Source organism: Streptomyces sp. NPDC008317 (assembly GCF_042955955.1).
Classification (GTDB): Bacteria; Actinomycetota; Actinomycetes; order Streptomycetales; family Streptomycetaceae; genus Actinacidiphila.
The window spans coordinates 108,511-130,297 of record NZ_JBIBFQ010000001.1 but is presented as its reverse complement, the minus strand read 5'-3'; the positions used below and the strand labels follow the sequence as shown (position 1 = coordinate 130,297).

The following is a 21,787-nucleotide window of genomic DNA, read 5'->3' as shown; positions in this document are numbered from 1 at the left end:
GTTCGAGGAGCTGAATTAATTGAGTCTTGCGCGAAGAGAACTAGGTCGGCAGGACTGGGATGCGGTGGAGTGTGGTTGCGGAGAATCGGCGGTACATCTGATCGCGCTGCTGGAATCCGCGATCGACGGGAACCCGGGTGTGCTGCGCGCTTTGGACGGGCATGTGTTCATCCAGTCGATCCTGATGCCCCCTGCGCCTGCGGTGTGCACGGTTGTCATGGCGATGTTCGCCGACGGGCTGCCGCCGGCCCAGGTGGAAGAAGCCACATGGGCTGTTCTCGGGTTTGCTGCCGGAGAGGAAGATGGCGATTCGATCGAGTCGGGCTACTATTGGCGCTGCTTTGAGACTATTCGCGATGGTCTTTTGTTGCTGTATCAGGAGTTTTTGAGGGAGCACAGTTACGAAACCGGTGGATATCTCGATGACATTCTTGAGATTATGGAATGGGACGCCTCGCGTCTAGCGCACTATCGAAGCCGGCCTTGAATATCTACCATCGGTCGTCCTTGACCGCGCGTTCCCAGAATCGGTCTTGACAAAAAAAGCCCCGGGTCTTCGACCCGGGGCTTTAGTAATGGAGCGGATGACGGGAATCGAACCCGCGCTCTGAGCTTGGGAATCACAGGGGTCTTGTCAGCGTCCGTGCTGGTCAGGGATGCGAGCGGCCCCGAAGTGCCCACGTGAACAGTGCCCTTGATGACCGTGGCTGACCGCACCGTACCGCTGGGAGTGGTGCGGCGGCAGGCCCTACTCGTCGTGGAGGTCGGTGGGGCGCATGACGGTTACGACGGTGAGGTGGATTCGAGACTGGTGCTGGGCCTCCTACGGCGGCACGACCGTGATGGGCACCAGGGCCACCACCGTGGCGGTCTTCTTGATCCGACAGGTGCTGCAGCCGAATCGGGGGCAGCCCCGCGCAACGGGTGCCACCCGCAGCCGTGCCGCCTGCACAGCAGCACAGCAGCTCTCGACCTTCAAAAGGCTACTTCGAGATTCAAGAAATCAGACATACGAACGAGACGAACCCACTGGTCAGGTCCACGCACTCGGCACAGCACCAGAGGCCCAATACCCCAGAGCTCACCCCATCGAGTGAACGGGCTGTCGGTGGCCGCTCTTACTGTCTCGGGCATGACGACTCATCACAGAATCGCCCCCGTATCTGCAACCCGCGCCGGGCTGCGCTCGCTGTCCACCGTGCCGCCCTTCCGCTGGTGGGCCGTATGAGCCTGACCTCTGGACCGAAGAGCCCGCGCATCCCGCTGTGCCAGTTCCGGGAACTTGAACTGTCCGTCGGAGCCAAGCCACTGCGGGCGGACGTCCGATCCCAGCACGCTGCCGCACAGGCGCTGATGCCGCCGCCGGGCGACGACAAGCCCTATGACCCGGAAAACCCCACCGACACCGGCTACTGCGGAGGTTGGCATCGCGTCCTCATGCCCGCCCATCAGTCGAGCACCTTCACGGGAGAAGGCGGCCTGACCCTCACCCGATTCATAGTGGAAGCTGCGGCCGGTGAGCGGGTCCCGTTCCAGAGGGGCGGACACCACGGCTGGCTCACCGCACAGCATTGGCAGCAATACCTCGAGGCGAACGGACCCGCCCCGGAGGACAAGAAGCACCTGCCATCCGTACGACGGGGAGACCGGCTGGACATATGCACCGAGGATCGTGCTGATTCAGAAGTGCGGGCCGAACTCAGGCAGCGCCGCGGCGGGCGCACGATCGTCCTTGAATCCCGCCCCCGGGACACTCAGTCACCCAGTTCGGTCGATGCGTCGGGCCACACCATCCCGCTCTGCCGCTACGGCTGCGGTCAGCCCGCCAGTCTCACAAGACCCGAGGGGCTGCCCGAGCACTACTCGTGCCGCAGGAAGTATGAGGCGCGACCCATGGACCACCGCTGAACGAGTCATCGACGGGGCCGCGTCCGCCCGCCTGGCCCTGCTGCCCGACTCGTCGCCTACGCCACCAAATTGCGAATGAGCACGGCCCATCTCGTCGCCATGGCCAACCGGCCCGTCGGTCGTACGACGGCCCGCAGCTGGGCCGGGCGAACGTCGCCTGTGTAAACCGGCGTTCGGCGCGACGAGCACCGTTCTCGAGCTATCGGTAGCACCAGAGCTCGGAGCGAGATCACCGACGCCGGCCGCCTGCTGCCCCGGCGTTCCTGACCATCAGCGTGAGACCACCGGAGAGGTGGCTGCCTGCGACGACATCGTGCCCCCGATCGGGTGGCCGGGGACACGGTCTGCGGGATCTGTGGTCACCGTGACCGGCGGCGGGTGATGGCCGGGGCGGTGTCGGTGGCCATGCTGGCGACAGCCAGGACAACGAGCTGCCATGCGGTGGTGGTGGAGACAGACGAGCCATTATCGTCACGTTGACGCTATCAGCGTATAGGATGCCCCTACAGCCTCGAGTCTGGATGCTCTGCCAGCGGAAAGGGAGCGAGTCATGCCGTCTTCGAACCCTCCAGCTTCATACCGATTTATCGCTGTTCCCGACGGCGCCATGGACTCCTCGGAACTGGAGATGTTCATGGCGCCTAGATCCGAAACAGACGATCTTTACCACTACACGAACGCCAATGTGGCCATGTACAACATCTTGGCCAGCGGGACTCTGCGTCTGTCGCCGTTCGAGTCGACTAATGATCTGTGGGAGTCGCGGCCCTTGTGGCCCAATCTTAGCTCCCACCACGAAGACGAGAACTGGCTGGATCCGCAGGGCAACCTACACATGGACTTGTGGGTCGACATCGACCGCAGCATTCGCCTGCACACCAAAGTCGCATGCTTGACCCGAGATTTCGCGCTGCCGGATTACGTCTTGAATCGCGACGCGGCGCGGGGCTGGGGGCACCTGTCGCTTTGGGCCCACTATGGCGCCGGGCATGCCGGCATCTGCCTGCGCTTCGACCGTCAGCAACTGATCAAGTCGTTCCAGGAGCAGACCGGGGCGGCCGCACTACGATTTCAGGGTCCCGTCCAGTACGTGAGCACTCAAGGAGTCGGGCCGTACGGGCTGGACCTCGGGCAGATCAGAGAGTTCGGTGCCGATGCCGCCGCCTTGGCATACGCCCAAGAGAACCACGCATCGCTGTTTTTCAGAAAATACCTGGACTGGAAAAACGAAGCGGAATACCGCCTCGTCCAGCTCGACCAGTCACTCCTCCCTGCATATATCGACATCCGCAGAGCACTGAGCGGGGTGCTGCTCGGAGACGCCTTCCCAGCAGGACGACACCCGGCGCTCCGGGAGGCACTCAAGGCGTATCCCGATGTTGAGGTCCAGCAGCTGAAGTTCCAAAATCGCTACCTCCACCGCTTTCCTCTGACGCTGGAGGAGGAAACAGAGGTGACGCCCTGGACCGAGCCTCGTCGCCGCGGCTCTCTGGAGGAGCGCCTTGGCGCTCTGCGGGAAGCGACGACCGAGTTGAAGGAGCTGCGGGAGGCGGCCAAGCTGCTGGCGGCGGAGTACCTGACAGCCATTGAGGCGACCATCACAGCGCTGTACTCCGAGCTCAAGTCATGGCCCGAGGTGGAGTCCGGGGTGTCACCTCACTCTCTTGCCGTTCCTGAGGAACAGAGGGCCCGTCAGCCGGGCGTCCAAGGCGAACGAGTACACTACGAAGCTGGCTTCATGTGCATGGTGGAGAACCTCCCGAAGCCTTCGCTTACCCTTGTGGTGGCTGCAGCCGTGCAGATCCTCGACGGCCATCAGTTGCGCCTGCACGCGGTGGTCACGACTGAGCAGTGGAAGCCTGACGAAGGCAACATCCGTGCTGAGCGCTGGCGCGCTGCGCGTACGGTCTCCATCGAGGAGACAAACGCAGCACTGTCGACATTGCTGGCCGACTTGCGAGCCGCAGTGGACGCCGTACGTCCTACGTTCGATGAACTGCGCGGCCATACGCCTGGAGAAATTGGATAACGCAAATTTGACATTTCATCTGGTGAACCCCGTCAGATGAGGTGCCTAAGGGCTGTCGCGCAATATTGAGGCGGGCGATTGAGTGTCCGAGAGGTTCGCCGCCTAGCCTTCTGTGGTGCAGCTGTCTCGGGATCCTTCTAACGTTGTCCATGTGCTGACTGCAGCGTTTCCGGCGCAACTTGCCAGCGACGTGCGTAGCGTCTTGGCGGTCATGCCGGAGGTCAGGCTCGCGCCGATGATGCCCTTCGAAGTCACGGTGCATGGCGAGACCGTCGCCATCCCGTCTCGCAGCTACAACGAGGAGCCGGGCGCCGACTCGGAGCGGCCCCTGACTGCAAACTAGCAGGTGATTTTGCATTGCCTGTACTCCCGGCACAGTGATGGCCGCGTCCGGCAGCGGCACCTTGAGCAGATCGTGGCGTCGGGCGAACCGTGGGTGGTCCCGTTCATGGTGCAGTTGGCCGGCGAATACGAGCTGGAGATCATCGAGACGATCGGTCGGGGTCTTCCCGGACTCGTGGTCCCGGGCTCGGCCCAGTGCCGTGTCTACGGGGAGTTCATCGCTCGGGAGTCCGGTCTTCTTCGCGCGTACGGAGCGGCGCGTGGTGAGCTACTGGTCGTGCTACTACAGATGGAAGTACCGAGCGTTTGGGACGTACCCCGGAGGCGTCCTTTTGCAAGCGTTCCGAGCCGCTGTGGTGGAACAGGTGGGCGCGCGGTGGCCGAGGCACACGCCGCGCCCCGCTTGCGGACGCGGGTGAGAAAGCTGTGGGAGTTCGGCCAGGCCGCGATCGCGGCGGCGCGGCGAGCCCTGAGTCCTCGTCAGGTTCCGGTCATGGGGGTGGCGGCCCTCTGCCTTGCGGACATTGCCAGGTAGCGGTCGGACACCAGGTGGTCAGGGATCGGTAGAGGATCGATTCAAGGATTGGGCGAAACGGTTGGGTCGCTGCCTCTATCGTGGTTCTGCCGTTGCAGTGGGGAGATTGCGGCGGAGACGCAGGCGCGATAGGGCGGGACAACGTGGATCAACAGTATGTCGTGGGTGTGCATGGCATCAGGCAGGGCAAGGTCTCGCAGCAGCGGCTGCTCAAGGACTGGAACAGAGCACTCGCTCGCGGGGTAGACGCCCTGAGGAGTGCAGCTGGTCTCGACGCTGCCGCCATAATGACTCCCGTCCTTGACGTGCCGCAGTGGTCCCGGCTGCTCTCGCGTGAGGCGAACAGGCTGGGACCAGCCGATGGGCTGGTCGATGATTCCGTGCCTTTCGACGTAGATGAGGAAGCCTTCGTCGTGGAGGCGATGGACGAGCTCCTGCGCCCTGAGGACCTCGCCTATGCGCGGGAACTGGACCTCACCACGCTCGGCCCGCCGAAGTTGTGGCCTGCCAGCGTCACCTTGCGAGCTGTCGCCTACGACCGGCGGTCGCCGCAGGGAGCAGGCAGCAAGCTCGTCATGCTTCTGCGCGAGGTTCGCTACTACCTGAGGGAGCCGGACCTTGCCGCTCAGGTGCGCAAGCTGGTCTCTGAGGCCCTCACCAATACGACCTCCGTCGTCATTGGTCACTCGCTGGGCAGCGTGATTGCTTACGACCTGCTGCAGGGTGAGCGGTCCGATGACGCTGAAGCCAGCAGGTCGGTCCACACCTTCGTCACCTGCGGATCCCCGCTCGGCATCCCCGCCGTACGGCGTGCCATGGGCATTCCCGACCGCGAACTGATGGCGATGCCACCGGAGATCCGGTGGATCAACGTGTTTGATCCGGACGACATTGTCGCCGGGGCCGCAGGACTTTCCCTGACGGCACGCAACATGACCGACATTCAGGTGGATACCGGCAACATCGACCCGCACAGTGCTCTGAATTATCTGCGCACTGTGCCGGTGGCACGCGCGGCCACTAACCACTGGGCATGAACGACGGCCGTGCACCGATGACGTTCGCCCGCCGCCTGGTACTGATCGCCCTCGGCGACTACGAGGACGGAACGGCCAGGGATCAGGCAGGATTTCGTGACGGCATCATCGCCCAGGTCGCGGTGGTCGAGGACTGGTGGGCCGGCCCTCACTTGGAAGACGAGCGGCGCTTCGCCGTAAGCACCGCGCCTAAGCCGCTGCGCAGCGTCCACGACCTGCGGACTTTCCTCATTGACGAGGATCTTGCTGAGGCAGACGACGATGAGGCCCTGGTCCTCTACATCACCGGCCACGGCCTTGACCCCGGGGCAGGCCGGCACTTCCTGCGGCTGACCGACACCGACGAAAACCGGCCCCTGGGCACGGCATTCCCCACCGCCGAGGCGATCGTCGCCGCACTGGACTCCCGGGCGGGACACGTCCTGATCATGGTCGACTCGTGCTTCTCTGGACTACTCAAGCAGGAACTGGGCGTAGCCCTGAAAGCCCTGGAACCTGACCGCCGAGCCCTGCCATCCTTGACCGTCGTCACTGCGGGCCACGATGAAAGCAGGCCGCGTGTCGGGGCGTTCGCGGCCCTGCTTGCCGCCATCCGCGCCCATTGCGAGGACGAAGCCAACGGTTACGCCCGACCTCACCTGACCTGGGAGGAGTGGCATGCCATCGCGGGAAAGGTCTGGGACGACAACACCATGGCCAATGCCCGGCGGATCTGGCCCGACGACTCCATCACGCAGTACCAGTCCGATCAGGAACCGAGCCCGTGCCTGCCCAACCCGGGCTATCAGGACATCCCCCTCGTCGAGGACGCCCGTGCCCAGATTGGATGGACCCGGGCCGACCTCGATGGACACTGGATTGCACGTGCCTCTGGCCGAATGTCAGGACAGGACGTCGGTTGGTACTTCACCGGCCGCACAGACCTTATCCGGCAGATAATCGCCTTCCTGAACGGTGACGACCAGGCATTGATCGTCACCGGGCAGGCAGGCTCCGGCAAATCCGCCCTCCTCGCCCGCCTGGTCACCCTCAGCGATCCGCGGTTCCGCGCCGACGAGACCCATCGCCCCTTCCTGGACCTCATTCCACCGGATCTCCACATCCCGCTGGCTGCTGTCGACGCGGCGGTTCTGGCCCGCAATGCCGACCCCCAAGACCTGGCCATCGCCTTGTATGAGGCCCTCACCGGCACTTCCGCCTCGCCGGGGCGGGGGGACATCGTGCAAATGCTGCGAACCGAAGCTCTCGACATGGTCCGCCGTCTATCGAGACCCCTCATGTTGGTCGTAGACGGAATTGATGAGGCCAGAATCCCGCGGCGGATCATCACAGACGTTCTGCGCCCGCTGGCGGATCTGCGGGAGCACAGCAGACCAGCGGTGCGGCTCATCCTCGGCATCCGCAGCTCTCTCGACATTGGCGACGCCAGCAGCTCGCCCGAGGCGGCGGACAACAGCCTCGTGGCCCTGCTGCAGCGCGCTGTCAACGCCGGTCCGCCGCTGCGCACCGACGACAGCACAGCTGGCGAAGATGTTGCTGCCTACGCTGCTGCACTGCTGCGCGCTGAACCGGTCGGCGGCACACGGCTGCTGAAGCGGAATGACGCCGACGTTAGGAGGATCGCGGCGGCCGTCGCCGAGGAGGTGTCGCCGTCCTTCCTCGACGCCCGTTTGGCCGTTCAGCAACTGCACGGCCAGTTCCTTCTCCCGTACCCCGCTGAGGCGGCGTGGCGGCAGCGACTGCGGGAGGGCACGCAAGAACTTCTGCGGCAGGACCTGCTCGATGTTGCCGAACATACCCAGCAACAGGCCGATCACCTGCTGGCCGTATTGCAGGCAGCCGCCTTCGCCCAAGGCGCGGGGCTTGCCTGGGGCGAGGTGTGGCCGGCTGCCGTGCGAGCCCTGACTAGCGGCGACGACATTGACGGCGACGCACTGATCAGCCACGTCCGCGACAGCAGACTGATCGGCTACCTCACCACCGCCATCGAAGACGGCAGGACCGTCTATCGGCCGGTCCATGAGCGCATTAGCGAGACTCTGCGAACGACGCCGGATGCACTGCTGTCACCACACACCGACGATTCCGAACACGACTCCTACCAGGAGTACGAGGCATACGACCCTGATGACTTCGACACCTTGTTCGCTCGCCCTGCTGTAGCAGGCCCGGACGCGAGGGTCATTCAACATGCCCATCGTGCGCTGGCGAGAGCCTTCGCCGCACAGATCGAGGACGGGCTTGACCGTACGCCTCACCCCTACCTGCGCCGCCACTTGATCGCCCATGCCGCTGCGGGAGGAGTTCTGGACGATGAGCACGTCCCTGCATCGTTCCTCCCCTTTGAAGTCCGAGGCGACGTCCGCGCCCGCCTCGGGCTGCCGGCCGACCTCACCGCCGGCCGGCAGCGGCTCGCCGCTTGGGCCCGTATTGAACCGTTCCTCGCCGATGCCCCGCCCTCAACACGCGCGGACAGCCTGGCGCTGTCGCAAACTCGCGGCAGGGCTCCGATTCCCCCTGTCCCGGTGGCGGTCCGGCGACCGGGCTTTCAGCCGTTGTGGAACATGCTTCATCTGCCCGCGAACATTCTGGGCAGCACGGCCAGCGACATCTACCAACTGGTTGCTTTCCGTACTTCGGATGCTGATGTGGTCCTGGCGGCGGGAGACGCGGGAGGAACGGTCACCATGTGGGACCCGGTTGCCGGAACCCCGTTCGGACTTCCCATCACAGGGCTGGGTCGACATCTGCGGGCGATGGCTGTTACCGGCGGCTGGAGGAGGACCGACCCCATCATCGCCGCGGGGAGTGACGCTGGCCTCTTTCTCTGTGACCCGCAGACGGGGCGTACTCATCACGTGCTGGGCGCTGGCGTTCGGGCCTTGGCCAGTTTCACCGCTCCTGACGGCTCACCGCGACTCGCCGTCGGCACGTCCTCGACTGTGCTGGTACTTGCTCCAGACACCGGTGAAGTCCTTGCGGAACGGACTCCCGACGGTGGCGATAGGACAGAACGTTCCGGTTACGGCAGGCGGAGCCGAGACACCGTGGTCAATGCGCTGGCAGCTGTCACTCTGCCAAACGGCAACACACTGCTGGCGGTTGGCCAGGAGAGTAACTATGTGCACATCCTGGACGCCGGGACACTCCAGATGACCGGAGCATTGTCGGGCCAGGGCAGGGGCGTTTCCGCGCTACACGCGTTCGTCCACCCAGACGGCGAGGCCCGGTTGGTGACCGCTTCCCGATCACTGTCCCGTGTACGCGTCTGGAACCCCATCACCTGTGCCGAGGAAAGACACCTACGGCCCATTCATGAATCGGTCGCTTCCATGACGAGCTATGGGGACACCCATGACCGGTTGCTCGTCACGGGAAGCAGCGTCGACGGATCCATCAAGGTCTGGGACACCCGTGACGGCGATCTGATATTTCAGCTGCCCACCGAGCACACCAAGAGGGTGCGGGGCCTGGCCGTCTTTAAGGGGCCGGCGATGGTCCCCATTGTCGCCTCCGGATCGTTCGATCGCACAGTCCGATTGTGGAACCCCGCTGACTTCAGGGTCCTTGCTCCTGCCAGGCGCCCAAGAAACGGTCGCACTAGTGTTGCCGACGAAAACATGACACAGCCGACTGTCCCTGCGGCTACCCTTCTGGCAACCCTTTCCCGGCCCTCCCGGTCTGCCGCGCTCATCGCGGTTGGCAGCTCTGGGCAGGTTGATCTGCGCTCCGCCGAAACAGGCGAAATCCTGCACGCCTTCATCGAAGCAGCAGACACGCCTCGCGTGCAGGTGACGGCGCTAACCGTTCCTGAGGCATGGCCGACGTCGGACGTGCCCATCCTCGTCGGGTACGCCGACGGGCGGGTGCTTATGGCGGCTGAGGGCGGTTTGGCACGTGAGATACCCGGGCGCGGCTGGTCTGGCGGCCGCCTGCGCGCCATGTCGGTTTTGCCTCACACGGATCCCGAACAAGCCGTCTTGGCAGCCGGTTTCAGCGACGGGCTGCTGACCTACATCTCGCTCTGTGACGGGGGCAATTCCCGGCCGCCCGTCCCGGCCGGGTGGAGGACCGAGGGGGCAGTCCGTTCGCTTGTGGCACTGCCGCACTCCCGCGGGGCGCTGCTTGCCGTGGCAGCGCGAGCCGTCCGGCTCCTCCACCCTGGGCAGCAGTCGCGTGCACGACTGCCGCAGCGCATCGGGGGCATCACGACACTAGCCTGTTTCACTCCTTCTGCTGATGAGGAACCACTACTGGCCACAGGCGGCGTGGACGGCACGGTGCGGCTGTGGGATCCGATGGCTCCTCGACACGAGGCATACCCGCCGCTGACGGGACACCGCGGCCCTCTCACCGCCATTGCCACCCTGAACCACCCGAATGTCGAGCGGCCACTGCTAGTGACCGCTTCCTCGGATGACACCACTATCCGGCTATGGCACCACGAGACAGGCGAGGAAGTCCTGCGTCTGGTAACTGCCGCGCCCGTGACCTCGCTGGCTGTCATGCCGTCTGGCACCATCCGCGATATGGATCTGCCGTTGATCGCCGTCGGCAGCCTGCGGGGTCTAGCCGCAGTCAGCGTGCGGATATGACGGATGCCGACAGCGACATCAATCGGCATTGGCGACCTTTGTGGCAGCCGCGCGTTCACCAGAGAGCGTCCTGGCTCGCGGTTGGCTTGGCGGGGGCGTGGGCTGCTGCGATGGTCACCCGGGCCTTACCGTTTATGGTGCGGGGCTCCGCCGTCAATGTGCCGTCGTCGCGCATCTGGCGGACCAGCGCGATTACTTGGGCGGGTCTGTAGACGGTCTCCAAGAGGGCGTACCGCTGGAGTTCCGGCACGGTGCGTCCTGATGGTGATGTGGCGATGAAGTCATGCAGGATTCTCCGCAGCGGAGCGGTGTCCGGCTCGAACTCCAACTCCAGCGTCTGCTGTTGTGTGTCCTTCGGATCGCGGTAGCGGACACCGTATGAGGTGTCGACCTTCCACATCGCGTCCTTCATCTTCTCCAGACCGCGTTCATGTCGCGTGCCGAAGATCAGGTAGAGCTTTCGACTGCCCTCGTCGACCATCTCGAAGTACAGGGTGTGCGAGAAGCCGGCTCGGTGAAGGGTGTCGCGGTACTGCTCGCGCAGGAACGGGAACTTCTGCTGAGGGAGCTGCTGAAAGACGGCTTGCCAGTCCGAGCTGCCGAAGGCGTCATCGCCGCTCTTACGATGACCGTCGTGTTTCTCGGCGAACCGGGTCAGGAAGCTGGGCTCGAAGGTCACCATCACCTCGGTCCCCGGAAGACGCCCCAGCTCTTGCAGCAGCGAGTAGGGGATGTCCGGGCCCCCGAAACTGTCCAGGAGGACGAAGAGAGGGTTCCCGAGCGCCCCTGTGCTCTGTAACTCCCGCAGAAGGGCCGGGTGGAAGTCGCCCTGATGGATGTCGCAGGTCAACCGGCCGGTTATGCCGCCTGCGTGCCTTGCCTGGGCGCCTGCTATTTGACGCTCCAGCTCCTGGACCCGCCGCTGATCCTTTTCCATGAGGATCATGCGCATGTGCTTCGGGAACCGGTCCAGAGCCCCGGCGAATACGTCGTAGGCGATCACCGGAGACCCCGGCTCGCCCCCCTTGTAGATTCCTGCGCCCGCGAAGCCCTCGGCGTAGGTGATCACCTCGTGTCGGGACAGCAGGATCGGCGCCCACGCCTCGAGATACCGCTTGAGTAAGTCGTGCTTGGCGGCGGTGTGCGGATCGCGCTCCCACACAGCCTCCCTCGGAACGGCCATTTCCTCCCCCTACTCCGTAGAGCCCCTGGGGGAGAGGGTCACATGCTGCTGCCGCGTACCACCAGAGTGCGTACGGCATCCAGTGCGGATTGGCCTTTAACGCGCTGTTGCTGAACGGCGCGGTGGCATCCCATCCCAGATCGTTCCGTCGAGCTCGCGACCACCGGACTTGGGTGTGCGGCCCCCCCATTGCTTGAAGAAGAACGGCACGTCGGAGTCGTTGCAGACGTCGCGGATCTCAGTGAGCCACTCCTCACGCACGGGCCGGTGTCCAGGGCCGGATTCACCGCCGGCAATGACCCAGCCGATGCCGTCGAGCCGCAACCCGGTCAAAGGTCCAAGCAGCGGCTCGCACGACAAGAAGCGCACCGCGGCGGGAACCAGCCGCAGGTCGTCGACCCGGTCCAAGTGATCGGCGTTCTCGACCGAGACTCCCATCCAGAGGTTGGGCGGCCAGTCGAGCTGGTCCGCCATCCGCCGGAGCCTCCGCGCCCGTTTGGTCAGGAGCTGGTAGGTGTGCTGCGGTGTCTCGGCGATCACCTGGAACACCTGCCGTACGAAGTCCACGGGGACTCTCGCGTGAAACAGATCGCTCATGGAGTTCACGAACACCACGCGAGGTGCCTTCCACTGCCGCGGAATGGCCAGCGCGTCCGGATGCAAGGTGAGGCCGAATCCGGGTCCTGACGTTCTGGGATCCCCGTCGGCCTGGTACTTCGCCACCCCCATGGCCTTCAGGCGCCGTGATAACACCAAGGCGTAGCAGTTGTCGCAACCCGGGGACGTGCGGTCACATCCCGTGGTGGGATTCCAGGTCGCCTCAGTCCACTCGATTGTGCTGCGATCGCCCATCGGTGCCCCTCCCGGCGCGAACGGACAAGGACCGACAGTTCTTGGCCCACTCGCTACTTCCGCTGCGCTGCTTAACGAGCGACGTGCCGAACTGGCACGCGATGGCCCCATCTTTCATGTCGAACGGGTGTTCTGTGAAGTGGGTACGAGAACCGGGCCAGCGCGCCTCGGCCCGTCATCTGCTCCGCGGGGGAGACCCGTGCTCGGGCGGCCGTGGAGTTGACGGCTATCCGGTGACAGGGAAGGGCGTGTGCTCGAATCCCTGCGGGGAGCGTTCGGTGAGCGATTGGGGAGCCCCGAATCCAGACTTCGCACAGGCCGCGTACGCCTCGGGCCGTGGCGACGAGCATCACCGTGGCCTCAGAAGTGTGGCACTCAGGCTGTATCTACTCGAAGGCCATCGACCGAAAGCTATCGCGGATCTCCGTCAGGGTGGCGCGGTCACGCGTGTAGTAGAGCTTGTTGGTGAGAAGGGTGGCCCAGCGTTCGTGGGTGGGGGAGATCCACAGGGCGGTGCCCGTGAAGCCGTAGTGGACCCAGGTGTCGTCGGTGGGGAGGGTGCCGGGGGCGGGGTGCCAGAAGAGGCCGCGGGCGGGGGTGAGGGCGCCCGTGTGGAGGCGGAGGGAGTCGGCGGTCCAGGTGGGGCCGAAGGCGGCCTGGGCGGGGTTGAGCATGTGGCGGGCGAAGGTCGAGATGTCGTCGGCGGTGGAGAAGACGCCGGCGATGCCGCAGGTGCCGCCGAGGAGGCGGGCGGAGAAGTCGTGGGCGGTGCCCTTGAGGTGGCGGCCGGTCTCGTCGTCCAGCTCGGTTGGGGCGCTGCGGGCGACGTTCTCGGGGGTGAGCGGTCCGAAGGTGGTCTCGGTCATGCCCAGCGGTTGCCAGACGCGATTGGCTGCGAGCTGGTCCAGGGGTTGGCCGCTGAGATATTCGGCGAGGTAGCCGAGGACGAGCGCGGCGCGGTCGGTGTATTCCACGGCTTCGCCGGGCCGACGGTGGAGGGCCTCGTGGAGGACGCCGTCGCGAATGTCCTGCGGGTCGGTGCCGTAGAGGTTGCGCAGGTTGGCGCGCAGGGGAAGCCCCGCGGTGTGGGTGAGCAGGTGGTGGGCTGTGGCGTCGCCGAGCGGGTGGCCGGCGACCTCGGGCCAGAAAGTGCCGAGCGGGGCGTCGAGCTGGAGTTTGCCGCTCTCGACGAGGATGCCGATGGTGGACCAGACAGCGAGGATCTTGGTGAGGCTGGCGATGTCGAAGACCGTGTCGACCCGCATCGGCTGGTCCGGCTCGCCGGGGTCCAGAAGGCCAACTGCTCCGCCGGCTGTGGTGCCGTGTGGGTCGCCGACGGCCCAGACCGCGCCCGGGTAGACCTTGTCACGTACGCCGTCGTCCAGGAGCTGGTGGATGCGGTCGGTGTCGAGTGTCATGGTCTCCCCGTCGAGTGCCGGTGGTTTCCCTCCAGCCAGCGTAGTGAGGCCGTCGTGGGCGAACGGTGTGCCACGGCGGTGGGTTAGCCGAGCGGGTCGCCGAGTGCGGTCAAGGCGGAGGCGGTCGTGCTCAGTGGGTAGCGGGCGGCGTTCGCGTAACCGGCCTCACGCAAGGCGTCGACCATTCCCGGGGTCGTACGGAGCCGGTTGATGTCACGGGCGAGCGCGGTCGGATTCGTGAAGTCGGTGGTCAGTCCTGACGCCGCCAGCGACTCGTTGAGGCCAAGCACGGGTTGGTAGATGACGGGAAGGCCGCAGGCTTGAGCCTCCAGTGCGACGAGGCCCATCGCTTCGAGCGTGGAGGAAGGCATGACCAGGGCGTCGTAGCCGCGGAAGGTCGTCCACAGCTGGGGACGGCGGAGCCAGCCGAGGTACGTGACGTGTACGCCGAGTTCGTGGAGGAGCGGCGCCAAGGCGCTGAACTGCGAGGGTGGTGCCGCAACGCTCAGTTCGACGTCGGGGATCACGACGAGAGCATGGAGCAGGTTCTCCACGCCCTTCTCCGGCGTGAGGCGCCCCGCGTAGAGCAGGCGTAAATGGCTCGCACGAGGTGTTCGCGATGGCTCCGGCGGCGTGGCGAGGAGAGCGTCCGGGACACCCCACGGGATGTGTTCGATCTTCGGCCGGGCGGGCGGGGCGAGAGCGAGCAGCCGATCGGCCATCGCGCTCGTCGGGACAACGATCACGTCCGCCGCATCGGCACAGTGCCGGAGAACCGCGCGTTGGTCGGCGTACATCTCCGCGTACAGGAGGTCAGTGCCGTGCACCAGGGCTATGCGCCGGGCCTTCGGCAGCGCGGCAAGCAGGGCCGGCGAGGCGCCGAAGGCGAGATGGTGCAGGTGGAGCGTACTGATGTCCGCAGGGTTGACGGCGTCTTCGAGCGCGCGACTCAGTGCCCGGACGTACGGGGGAAAGCCAGGTCCTTCGACGCACTTGCCGGATACGTTCAGATTCCGCAGTCCTTGCGGGAACGGTGTCTCCCCGGACCCGGCCGCCAGCATGAATGCCCGCGCCGGGATCAGAGGACGGTGCCCGGTGTAGAGGTCGAGGAAGAGCTCGACACTCCCGCCAGGGCTGGGATACGGCAGGTCGAGCGCGGTGGCGACGGAAGCCTTCACGTCAGCTCCTCATACAGCCGGGAGGCTTCAACGCCTTTGCTGGTGGCGTACTTCAGGCCGTGGCTCTGGTAGCTCGCGGCAGCCCCGAAGGGGTGGAGGAAGGTCAACTTGCCGAAGGTCATCCGCGGATAGATCCGCACCTCGACGGCGGCTCGGATTTCCAACGTCCAGTGAATCGCGTGACCTTGATGCCCGAGGGGCGCGGAGACATGGACCCAGATCCCAAGTGCTCCGATAGTGCGTGAGCCGTTGAGGAGTTGGACGTACCGCTCGGAGCTGGTCTTCTCGTAGGTGCTGCCGAGGTAGAGCACCCCGGGCCGCAGTACGAATCCGTCGGAGGGAATGGCGAGTTCGGTGGCCGTCGTGGGTCGTGCGGCGTCGAGCTGGCCGTCACAGACGTACAGCGTCTCGCCGAGCCGCCAGTCGTAGGCGTTCGGGGAGACGCGGCCGGGGTCGTACGGCTCGATGCTGATCTCCCCAGCGGCACGGGCGGCTGCGATGGCGGGGCCGGTGAGGATCACGACGCCACCACCTGTACGGGACGGTGGTCGTCGCGCCAGGAGGCGGAAGCTCTCGGACCGTTGGCTGCTTGGTACTTGCCGGCGTAGTGCGCGATCGGGCCGACCGAGACGAAGAACATGATCTGCCCGATCTTCATCTCGGCGTAGACCCGTAGCGGGCGGATCGGGGACAGCATCAGCGTCCACTGCCCGTGGAAACCGATGTCACCGATGGGGGCGGTGATCTCCACGAAGAGGCCGAGGCGGCCGACGGACGACCGTCCGAAGAGCAGCGGAACGAAGGTGTCTGAGCCGACATGCTCGACGGTGTGGCCGAGGTAGAGCTGGCCCGGCTGCAGCACATACCCCTCCGGGCCGATGTCGACCTGCTCAGTGGGGTTGCGGAAGCGTGCGTCCAGAACGCCGTCGGTGTAGACGAGAAGCGTCGAGCCGAGACGGACGTTGTAGCTGTTTGGATTTACCTGGGACTGGTCGAAGGGGGTGATGCGTAAGCGGCCGTCGTCGGCCGCCGCCGTGATTTCGGGGCCGGTGAGGATCAACGGGTGCCTCCGGTGAGAGCCTGATGGACGGACTGCGCGAGGGAACGGCCGGTGGGTACGGCTGGATGGCGCGAAGTCCCGGCGAGGTAGTCGGTGGTGATGAACGCTTCGAGTGGTGACGGCAACGGGGACGGCACGGCCACCATCGGACCCGCGAGTTCCGAGAGATCGGACAGCAGAGATGTTGCTGCCCTTTCCGGGCAATTGACGCGTACGAGCTGGTTGTCGAAGGGCTCGACGGCGAGGACATCGCCTCGCGTCAGCGTCCCGTGAAGCTGCACGGCGCGTAGTGCGGTCTCATTGAGAAGAACGGCGCTGGAGGTCTCCGAGTACACGGTCGTGGCGATGTCCTCAAGCAGCAGCCGTCTGTCCAGGACGGTGTGGCGGTACGGCGCCCTCAGCTTGTCGATCGGCTCCCGAAGATCGCGGGCGATCGCGGTGATCCGTGCGCGCACCGCTTCCAAGGTGCTTGGGAGGGACAGCGATGAAGCATCGGCGAAGCGGGCTGCTCCGGATTCCCAGCCGCTCTCGGACGGACGCGCCTGCGCGAACCCGGCACCTTGCTCGTAGCCCTTGAGTACCTGCACGCCGCCGATCCGAACGGGTCCGTCCGCGTCACTGTGGCAGTGGCCGGCGAAGACGATGTCGAGGAAAGGGCAGGCTTCGGCGAGCCGCAGATCCTCCTCGAAACCGGAGTGGCTGAGGACCACCCATGCGTCCACCTGGCCATAGGCACGCTTCAATTCACGCAGCGCCAGAGCCGGGTCGGTCACCTGCTGCCCGACGCGCTGCCCATACGGGACGGCGTTGAACGCCTGGACGCCGATGACGCCCGTGACCGCGACCGTCCGCCCGGCGATGCTCCGTACGTCGACCGGCCGGAAGAGCCGACGACCGTCGCGGCCGTACGCGTTGGCGCAGACGGTGATGCGGTGCAGTCGGATTCGAGGTAGTGCGGCCATCCGTGGTTGCCAGGAGCGACGACGTCGTACAGGGCGAGCAGCGTGTCTCGTTCGAGGACGCCGCGGCCGAGACGGTAGTAGCCCGTGCCCTCGAAGAAGTCGCCGCAGTCCGCGATGAGGGTGTTGGGTCGGGCAGCCGATAAGTGGGTCATCAATGGCACGGCGTTGTCGAAGGAGGAGTGGAAGTCGGTTGTGGCGAGGATCTGTTGGAGGTCCGATTTCACGGTGTGACCTCGCAGATGTCCGCCCCGAGGGCTCGGAGTTTGCCCGGCAGATCGGCGTGGCCCCGGCGGAGCTGTTCCAGACCGCCCAGCGTCGTGATGCCCCGGGCGGTCAACCCTGCGATGAGGAGGGCGGCGCCCGTACGGATGTCGGTGGTCTCCACTCCGGCACCGGTCAGCCGCTGCGGCCCGGCGAACCGGCACTGCGTGGGTGACACCTCCTCGATCTCCGCTCCCATACAGCGCAGTTGAGGGATGAGATTCGCGTGGCGGCCGGGGTTGATCGTGTCCGCGAACGCGTGGCGGCCCGGGATTCCTAGAGCGAATGCCAGGAGCGAAGGCTCGAAGTCGGCGTCGAGTCCGCTCGGGGAGAGCGAAGCCGAAGCGTGGATCGGGAGTTCACCACGCGCGATGTGCCGCGCGTCGATTTCGATGCCGTTCACGTGCTCCGTGATGACGACGCCTGTCCGGCGCAGATGTTCCAGGGCCGGGGTGAAGTCACCGGCGCATACACCCTCGATGCGCGCTGTTCCCCGTGTGGCCGCGACCGCGCAGGCGAGGGTGCCGGCCTCGATCTTGTCGCCTGGCACGGTCCAGGTCAGGTCGTGGACGGCCGGAGTCTCGGTCGGCGGTGTGAGCACGAGAAGGTCACGTTCAACAGCTCTCATCCAACCGATCGATCCGAGAGCTTCGACCACGCCGAGGGTCTCCGGTGACAGATTGGGCGTACTCAGCCGTAACTCCTGTCGGGAGACGACGGCGCGGAGGATCGCCACGATCGTGGCTCCTCGGGACCGGAACGGCAGGGCGACGCTCACCGTTCCCTGCTTCGCCCGCGACCTCTGGATCTCGTAGCCGTAGCGGTGCGTCGAGCAGCGGTCACCGAATGCCTCGTACACGCGGAAGTGCTGCTCCATGCCGCGGTCGCCGATCCGGCAACCGCCCGGCCACGGCAGACGGGCCCTTCCGAACCGTCCGAGAAGTGTCGGCACCAGGTAGTACGAGGCACGGATCGTGCTCGCGGCGGTGAGGAGTTCGGCTTCGACGCGATGCCTACGACTGGGCGTGATCACCATGGACCCTGCCTCACCCGGGACGTGCACGACGTCGAAACCGGCTCCGAGCAGCAGTCCGAGCAAGGTGTGGACATCCGTACTGTCCGGGATGTTGGTCACGCGTACGGGGGCGCCGACGACCGCCGCGGCGGAGAGAAGCGGAAGAGCGGCGTTCTTCGAGCCGTCGACGATCACGGTTCCTTCGAGCGGCCGTCCGGGCCGGATGGCGATCACCTCGGCCGGTGGTGCGGTGTCGTCCGGGACGATGTCCCTGGGGTTGGCGTGTCTCATGCTGGGCCTCCTCGCGGCTGCTCTTCACAACGAAAGCGCCGGATTCATGGGCTGCCCTGCTCCGTCTGCGGGTGCCGCATGGGTTATGCAGACTCCGCATGACGTACGGCGGAAGGGCTTCTAGCCTGGAAGGCCGGGGCAGGATCGGCGACGGCGGAAGGAGCCGGCGCGTATGGCTGCGGAGCAGGACGAGGCAAAGAGGGTCGGGGAGATCTTTCGGCGGGCGCGGGTCCTCGCCCGTCGCTCCCAGACCGAGGTGGCGTCCGCATTGGGCTATCACCAGTCCAAGGTCAGCCGACTTGAACAGGGCAGGGGCACACAGGACTTACGCGTGCTGCGTGCGGTGGCTGACGAACTCCGCGTCCCTCTCCACACTCTGGGGCTTGCGCCCCCGCCCACCGTCGACCGTCCGGAACGGGAAACACCAGAGGACATGCACCGTCGCACCTTCCTAGCCGCAGGCGTCGTCCCGCTCGTAGGTCCCTCCGCTCAGCCGACCCGGCCGACCGGTGGTCTCGTACGGTCGCTGCTTCCGGGCGCCGACCCCTCAACGGGCACCGGCGAGGAAGATCTCCGTCGGCTGGAGATCAGGATGAACAGGCTCCGCGCGCTGTTCACCTCCTGTGATTACGCCCGGCTGGAGCTCGAACTCCCCGCTCTGATCGCCGACCTCCGCCAAGTCGCGGGCACGTCCTGCGACGGGGCAGGGCTGCTTGCCGCCGCCTACCAGACCTCGGCGAGTCTGTTGCTCAAGCACGGTGATCATGGACACGCGTGGCTCGCTGTAGGCCGCGCCATGGGCGAAGCCGAACGGTCCGGCGACCCGGTCGTCGTCGCCTCCAGCGTCCGCGTGCACGCACACCTGCTGGCGCGAGAGAACCACGCCGCCCAAGCGGTGACGCTGATCCGGCACGTCGTGGACCAGATGTCGGGCGGGTACGACCTCAAGTCCCCGCGCCATCTCGCGGTCCTGGGAATGCTTCTCCTTCGGGGAGTGACGGCCTCCGCCCTGGCCGGAAGCCGGAATTCGGTCCGCGACTTCCTCACCGAGGCTCGCGACGTAGCGGCGAGAATGCCGGACAGCACACAGGACACCTGGTCCAACTTCGGTCGCGTCAACGTCGAGTTGCACGCCGTGAACGCCTCCGTTGTCCTGGGCGACGCCGGCCTGGCCCTCGACGCCGCGCGTCCGCTCATGCGCCGGCACATTCCCGTGCCCGAGCGCCGCGCCGCCTTGTGGACCGATGCCGCGCACGCCTACAGCCAACAGGGACGTCTCGCCGATGGGTACCAGGCGCTGCGGATCGCCGAGAGCTGCGCGCCGCAGGACGTAGGACGCCCGGCGGTTCGCGCGCTGGTGGCCGACATGGCGGCGCGCGACCGGCGTCGTACGCTGCCGCAGTTGCATCACTTCGCCCGTCAGTTGGGAGTGTCCGCGTGAGCGGTGAGCCGGGGAAGCCGTTCCTGTACGTCGTGGTGTGCGCGGCCGGAGTTGCGAAGGACGTGGGGGTGCTCATCTCGGCGGCGCAGGGGCGGGGTTGGGGTGTGGGGGTGGTGGCCACGCCTCTGGGCTTGGGTTTCATCGACCAGGCGGCTGTCGAGGCGCAGACGGGTTACCCGGTGCGTTCGGCATGGCGGAAGCCCGGTGATGTCCGGCCGTTGCCTCCGGCGGATGCCATCGCCGTGGCGCCGGCGACGTTCAACACGGTCAACAAGTGGGCGGCCGGGATCGCGGACACGCTGGCGCTGGGCATCCTGTGCGAGGCGTACGGGTTCGGCATTCCGACGGCGGTGCTGCCGTACGTGAACAGCGCGATGGCCGCGCATCCGGCGTATGCGGCGAGCTTGGCGCGGCTGCGCGATATGGGGGTTTTGGTCAGCGGCCTGAAGCCGCATCCACCGAAGTCGGGCGGTGGTGCCGACGCCTTCCGGTGGGAAGAGGCGCTGGAGTTGCTCGCACCGCAGATCCGCCTGGGCGGCTGAGGCCGCGCGGGAATTCGGCGCGCATGCACGATGTGCATGGACTGCTGCTCCATGTGCATGACGTGTGGTCCGTGCCAAGTGCGGCACGGTTTGGTCTTCCCCAGGACACGTCAGGTGCAACTCAGTCGGGAGACCACGATCGTGCGTACGGAGAACGACGGCGAGGCGTCCGTGTCGGTGCGGAGATGGACGCGGGCAGCCCGATGCGTCGGACCTGCCCGGCATGAATTACGACGGCTGCTCGGCGAATGGGAACTGGCGGCGCTTGCCGATTCCGCGGAGATCGTCGTGTCGGAGCTCTTCACGAATGCTGTGCGTCATGTGAAGGCGCCTCGCGACCGGCTCGTCGAGACCCGGTACGAGCGGTTGGTCGGCGGCGTACGGATCGAAGTGCATGACGCGGATGCCTCCTCCTGGAAGGAGGTGCCCGAGCCGTCGCCCGAGGAGGAGTCCGGACGTGGCCTCGCGCTGGTCGACTCCATCACGGGCGGCTGCTGGGGCGTGAGCGAGCGTGTCGGCGTCGGCAAGCTGGTGTGGGCGGTCGTCGATGACGGCGTCGATAAAAACTTCGGGACGCGGGAATGACGGGCGCTCAAGCACCTGGCGTGACGGTGACACGCCGTGCTCGTGGCAGCTCCGCTGTCGAACAGGCTCATACCGACTCGACCGCAGGCAACGCCGCCAGTTCCGAAGGTGAGAAGCCGAAGTGGAAGATTGTCACCTGCGCGGGTTTCTCGGTCGAGTGAGCGATCCGGCGAGAGCCAGATCCTCTGGGGTGTCATGGAGTGCCGGCCCTTCGCGGAAGAGCCCGAGGCCCGCGCACCCGTCGTCAACCTCGCGATCGTCGAGGACTTCTGGATAGACGGCCTTGGCCCTGCGGGTCTCGCACAGATCGCGGCCAAGCTGCGAGCCCAAGCCGATCGTCTCGATCACGAGATTCGGCCCCGACTCGTCGCGGCCCGCGCCGACTGGGCTGAACATCAATGTGCCACGACAGCTAAGGCGCGGCAGTCGAATCTCCCCTTGGGGAGGCGCCGGGTACGGAACGACTAATCCGGTATAGGAAATACATAGGCCCCAGGCGATAAACCCGGGGCTTTAGTAATGGAGCGGATGACGGGAATCGAACCCGCGCTCT

The 21,787-nt window shown here is 65.9% G+C and carries 18 protein-coding genes; 10 read left to right on the top strand and 8 right to left on the bottom strand.

Annotated elements, in window-relative coordinates; translation table 11 throughout:
- The first annotated feature begins 19 nt into the window (after positions 1 to 19).
- The 6 genes from ACFY9V_RS00515 to ACFY9V_RS00490 all read left to right on the top strand — a co-directional run bounded on the left by ACFY9V_RS00515 (position 20) and on the right by ACFY9V_RS00490 (position 10,446).
- The gene (locus ACFY9V_RS00515; protein WP_391041598.1) at positions 20 to 487 is read left to right on the top strand and encodes a hypothetical protein; all 468 of its coding nucleotides are present in this window, start codon (positions 20 to 22) and stop codon (positions 485 to 487) included.
- Between the two features lie 737 nt (positions 488 to 1,224).
- Positions 1,225 to 1,908: a hypothetical protein gene (locus ACFY9V_RS00510; RefSeq protein ID WP_391158309.1), complete on the top strand. Its 684-nt coding sequence runs from the start codon at positions 1,225 to 1,227 to the stop codon at positions 1,906 to 1,908.
- Between the two features lie 550 nt (positions 1,909 to 2,458).
- A complete protein-coding gene (locus ACFY9V_RS00505; RefSeq protein ID WP_391158308.1) occupies positions 2,459 to 3,937 on the top strand; it encodes a DUF2971 domain-containing protein in 1,479 nt (492 codons plus the stop codon).
- A 151-nt stretch (positions 3,938 to 4,088) separates the two neighbouring features.
- The gene (locus tag ACFY9V_RS00500; RefSeq protein WP_391158306.1) at positions 4,089 to 4,280 is read left to right on the top strand and encodes a hypothetical protein; all 192 of its coding nucleotides are present in this window, start codon (positions 4,089 to 4,091) and stop codon (positions 4,278 to 4,280) included.
- Between the two features lie 677 nt (positions 4,281 to 4,957).
- On the top strand, positions 4,958 to 5,851 hold the full coding sequence (locus tag ACFY9V_RS00495; RefSeq protein ID WP_391158304.1) for an endopeptidase: 894 nt from the start codon (positions 4,958 to 4,960) through the stop codon (positions 5,849 to 5,851).
- On the top strand, positions 5,848 to 10,446 hold the full coding sequence (locus ACFY9V_RS00490) for an AAA family ATPase (protein ID WP_391158302.1): 4,599 nt from the start codon (positions 5,848 to 5,850) through the stop codon (positions 10,444 to 10,446). Before ACFY9V_RS00495 ends, ACFY9V_RS00490 begins: the two co-directional genes overlap by 4 nt.
- Positions 10,447 to 10,501: 55 nt before the next feature.
- On the opposite strand, the gene ACFY9V_RS00485 is transcribed toward ACFY9V_RS00490, so the two are convergent.
- The 8 genes from ACFY9V_RS00485 to ACFY9V_RS00450 all read right to left on the bottom strand — a co-directional run bounded on the left by ACFY9V_RS00485 (position 10,502) and on the right by ACFY9V_RS00450 (position 18,666).
- A complete protein-coding gene (locus tag ACFY9V_RS00485; protein ID WP_391158300.1) occupies positions 10,502 to 11,629 on the bottom strand; it encodes a three-Cys-motif partner protein TcmP in 1,128 nt (375 codons plus the stop codon).
- A 96-nt stretch (positions 11,630 to 11,725) separates the two neighbouring features.
- Positions 11,726 to 12,481 carry a DUF5131 family protein gene (locus tag ACFY9V_RS00480; RefSeq protein WP_391158298.1) on the bottom strand — a complete coding sequence of 252 codons (756 nt, stop codon included), beginning with the start codon at positions 12,479 to 12,481 and terminating at the stop codon, positions 11,726 to 11,728.
- A 386-nt stretch (positions 12,482 to 12,867) separates the two neighbouring features.
- A complete protein-coding gene (locus ACFY9V_RS00475) occupies positions 12,868 to 13,899 on the bottom strand; it encodes a serine hydrolase (protein ID WP_391158296.1) in 1,032 nt (343 codons plus the stop codon).
- Between the two features lie 83 nt (positions 13,900 to 13,982).
- Entirely contained in the window at positions 13,983 to 15,077 is a 1,095-nt protein-coding gene (locus ACFY9V_RS00470) for a glycosyltransferase (RefSeq protein ID WP_391158294.1), read from the bottom strand.
- Positions 15,074 to 15,598 carry a deoxycytidine triphosphate deaminase gene (locus tag ACFY9V_RS00465; protein WP_391158293.1) on the bottom strand — a complete coding sequence of 175 codons (525 nt, stop codon included), beginning with the start codon at positions 15,596 to 15,598 and terminating at the stop codon, positions 15,074 to 15,076. Before ACFY9V_RS00465 ends, ACFY9V_RS00470 begins: the two co-directional genes overlap by 4 nt.
- Positions 15,595 to 16,137 carry a dCTP deaminase gene (gene dcd, locus ACFY9V_RS00460; RefSeq protein WP_391158291.1) on the bottom strand — a complete coding sequence of 181 codons (543 nt, stop codon included), beginning with the start codon at positions 16,135 to 16,137 and terminating at the stop codon, positions 15,595 to 15,597. Before dcd ends, ACFY9V_RS00465 begins: the two co-directional genes overlap by 4 nt.
- Entirely contained in the window at positions 16,134 to 17,099 is a 966-nt protein-coding gene (locus ACFY9V_RS00455) for a bifunctional metallophosphatase/5'-nucleotidase (RefSeq protein WP_391158289.1), read from the bottom strand. The genes dcd and ACFY9V_RS00455 overlap by 4 nt, the downstream gene beginning before the upstream one ends.
- Positions 17,100 to 17,319: 220 nt before the next feature.
- Complete coding sequence (locus ACFY9V_RS00450; protein ID WP_391158288.1) at positions 17,320 to 18,666, bottom strand: UDP-N-acetylglucosamine 1-carboxyvinyltransferase; 1,347 nt, start codon at positions 18,664 to 18,666, stop codon at positions 17,320 to 17,322.
- A 172-nt stretch (positions 18,667 to 18,838) separates the two neighbouring features.
- Between ACFY9V_RS00450 and ACFY9V_RS00445 the strand changes: the two genes are divergently transcribed.
- From ACFY9V_RS00445 to ACFY9V_RS00430, 4 genes are all read left to right on the top strand, one after another.
- Positions 18,839 to 20,107 carry a helix-turn-helix domain-containing protein gene (locus ACFY9V_RS00445; RefSeq protein WP_391158286.1) on the top strand — a complete coding sequence of 423 codons (1,269 nt, stop codon included), beginning with the start codon at positions 18,839 to 18,841 and terminating at the stop codon, positions 20,105 to 20,107.
- Entirely contained in the window at positions 20,104 to 20,649 is a 546-nt protein-coding gene (locus ACFY9V_RS00440; protein ID WP_391158284.1) for a flavoprotein, read from the top strand. The genes ACFY9V_RS00445 and ACFY9V_RS00440 overlap by 4 nt, the downstream gene beginning before the upstream one ends.
- A 141-nt stretch (positions 20,650 to 20,790) precedes the next feature.
- A complete protein-coding gene (locus ACFY9V_RS00435; protein WP_391158282.1) occupies positions 20,791 to 21,234 on the top strand; it encodes an ATP-binding protein in 444 nt (147 codons plus the stop codon).
- A gap of 195 nt (positions 21,235 to 21,429) precedes the next feature.
- A complete protein-coding gene (locus ACFY9V_RS00430) occupies positions 21,430 to 21,702 on the top strand; it encodes a DUF6907 domain-containing protein (RefSeq protein WP_391158280.1) in 273 nt (90 codons plus the stop codon).
- The last annotated feature ends 85 nt before the right edge of the window (positions 21,703 to 21,787 follow it).

What these genes read in the sequence shown, in the direction of transcription:
- ACFY9V_RS00510 (WP_391158309.1), top strand. Translation starts at nt 1,225, where the DNA reads ATGAGCCTGACCTCTGGACCGAAGAGCCCGCGCATCCCGCTGTGCCAG.
- ACFY9V_RS00505 (WP_391158308.1), top strand. Translation starts at nt 2,459, where the DNA reads ATGCCGTCTTCGAACCCTCCAGCTTCATACCGATTTATCGCTGTTCCC.
- ACFY9V_RS00490 (WP_391158302.1), top strand. Translation starts at nt 5,848, where the DNA reads ATGAACGACGGCCGTGCACCGATGACGTTCGCCCGCCGCCTGGTACTG.
- ACFY9V_RS00485 (WP_391158300.1), bottom strand. Translation starts at nt 11,629, where the DNA reads ATGGCCGTTCCGAGGGAGGCTGTGTGGGAGCGCGATCCGCACACCGCC.
- ACFY9V_RS00480 (WP_391158298.1), bottom strand. Translation starts at nt 12,481, where the DNA reads ATGGGCGATCGCAGCACAATCGAGTGGACTGAGGCGACCTGGAATCCC.
- ACFY9V_RS00475 (WP_391158296.1), bottom strand. Translation starts at nt 13,899, where the DNA reads ATGACACTCGACACCGACCGCATCCACCAGCTCCTGGACGACGGCGTA.
- ACFY9V_RS00455 (WP_391158289.1), bottom strand. Translation starts at nt 17,099, where the DNA reads ATGGCCGCACTACCTCGAATCCGACTGCACCGCATCACCGTCTGCGCC.
- ACFY9V_RS00450 (WP_391158288.1), bottom strand. Translation starts at nt 18,666, where the DNA reads ATGAGACACGCCAACCCCAGGGACATCGTCCCGGACGACACCGCACCA.
- ACFY9V_RS00445 (WP_391158286.1), top strand. Translation starts at nt 18,839, where the DNA reads ATGGCTGCGGAGCAGGACGAGGCAAAGAGGGTCGGGGAGATCTTTCGG.
- ACFY9V_RS00430 (WP_391158280.1), top strand. Translation starts at nt 21,430, where the DNA reads ATGGAGTGCCGGCCCTTCGCGGAAGAGCCCGAGGCCCGCGCACCCGTC.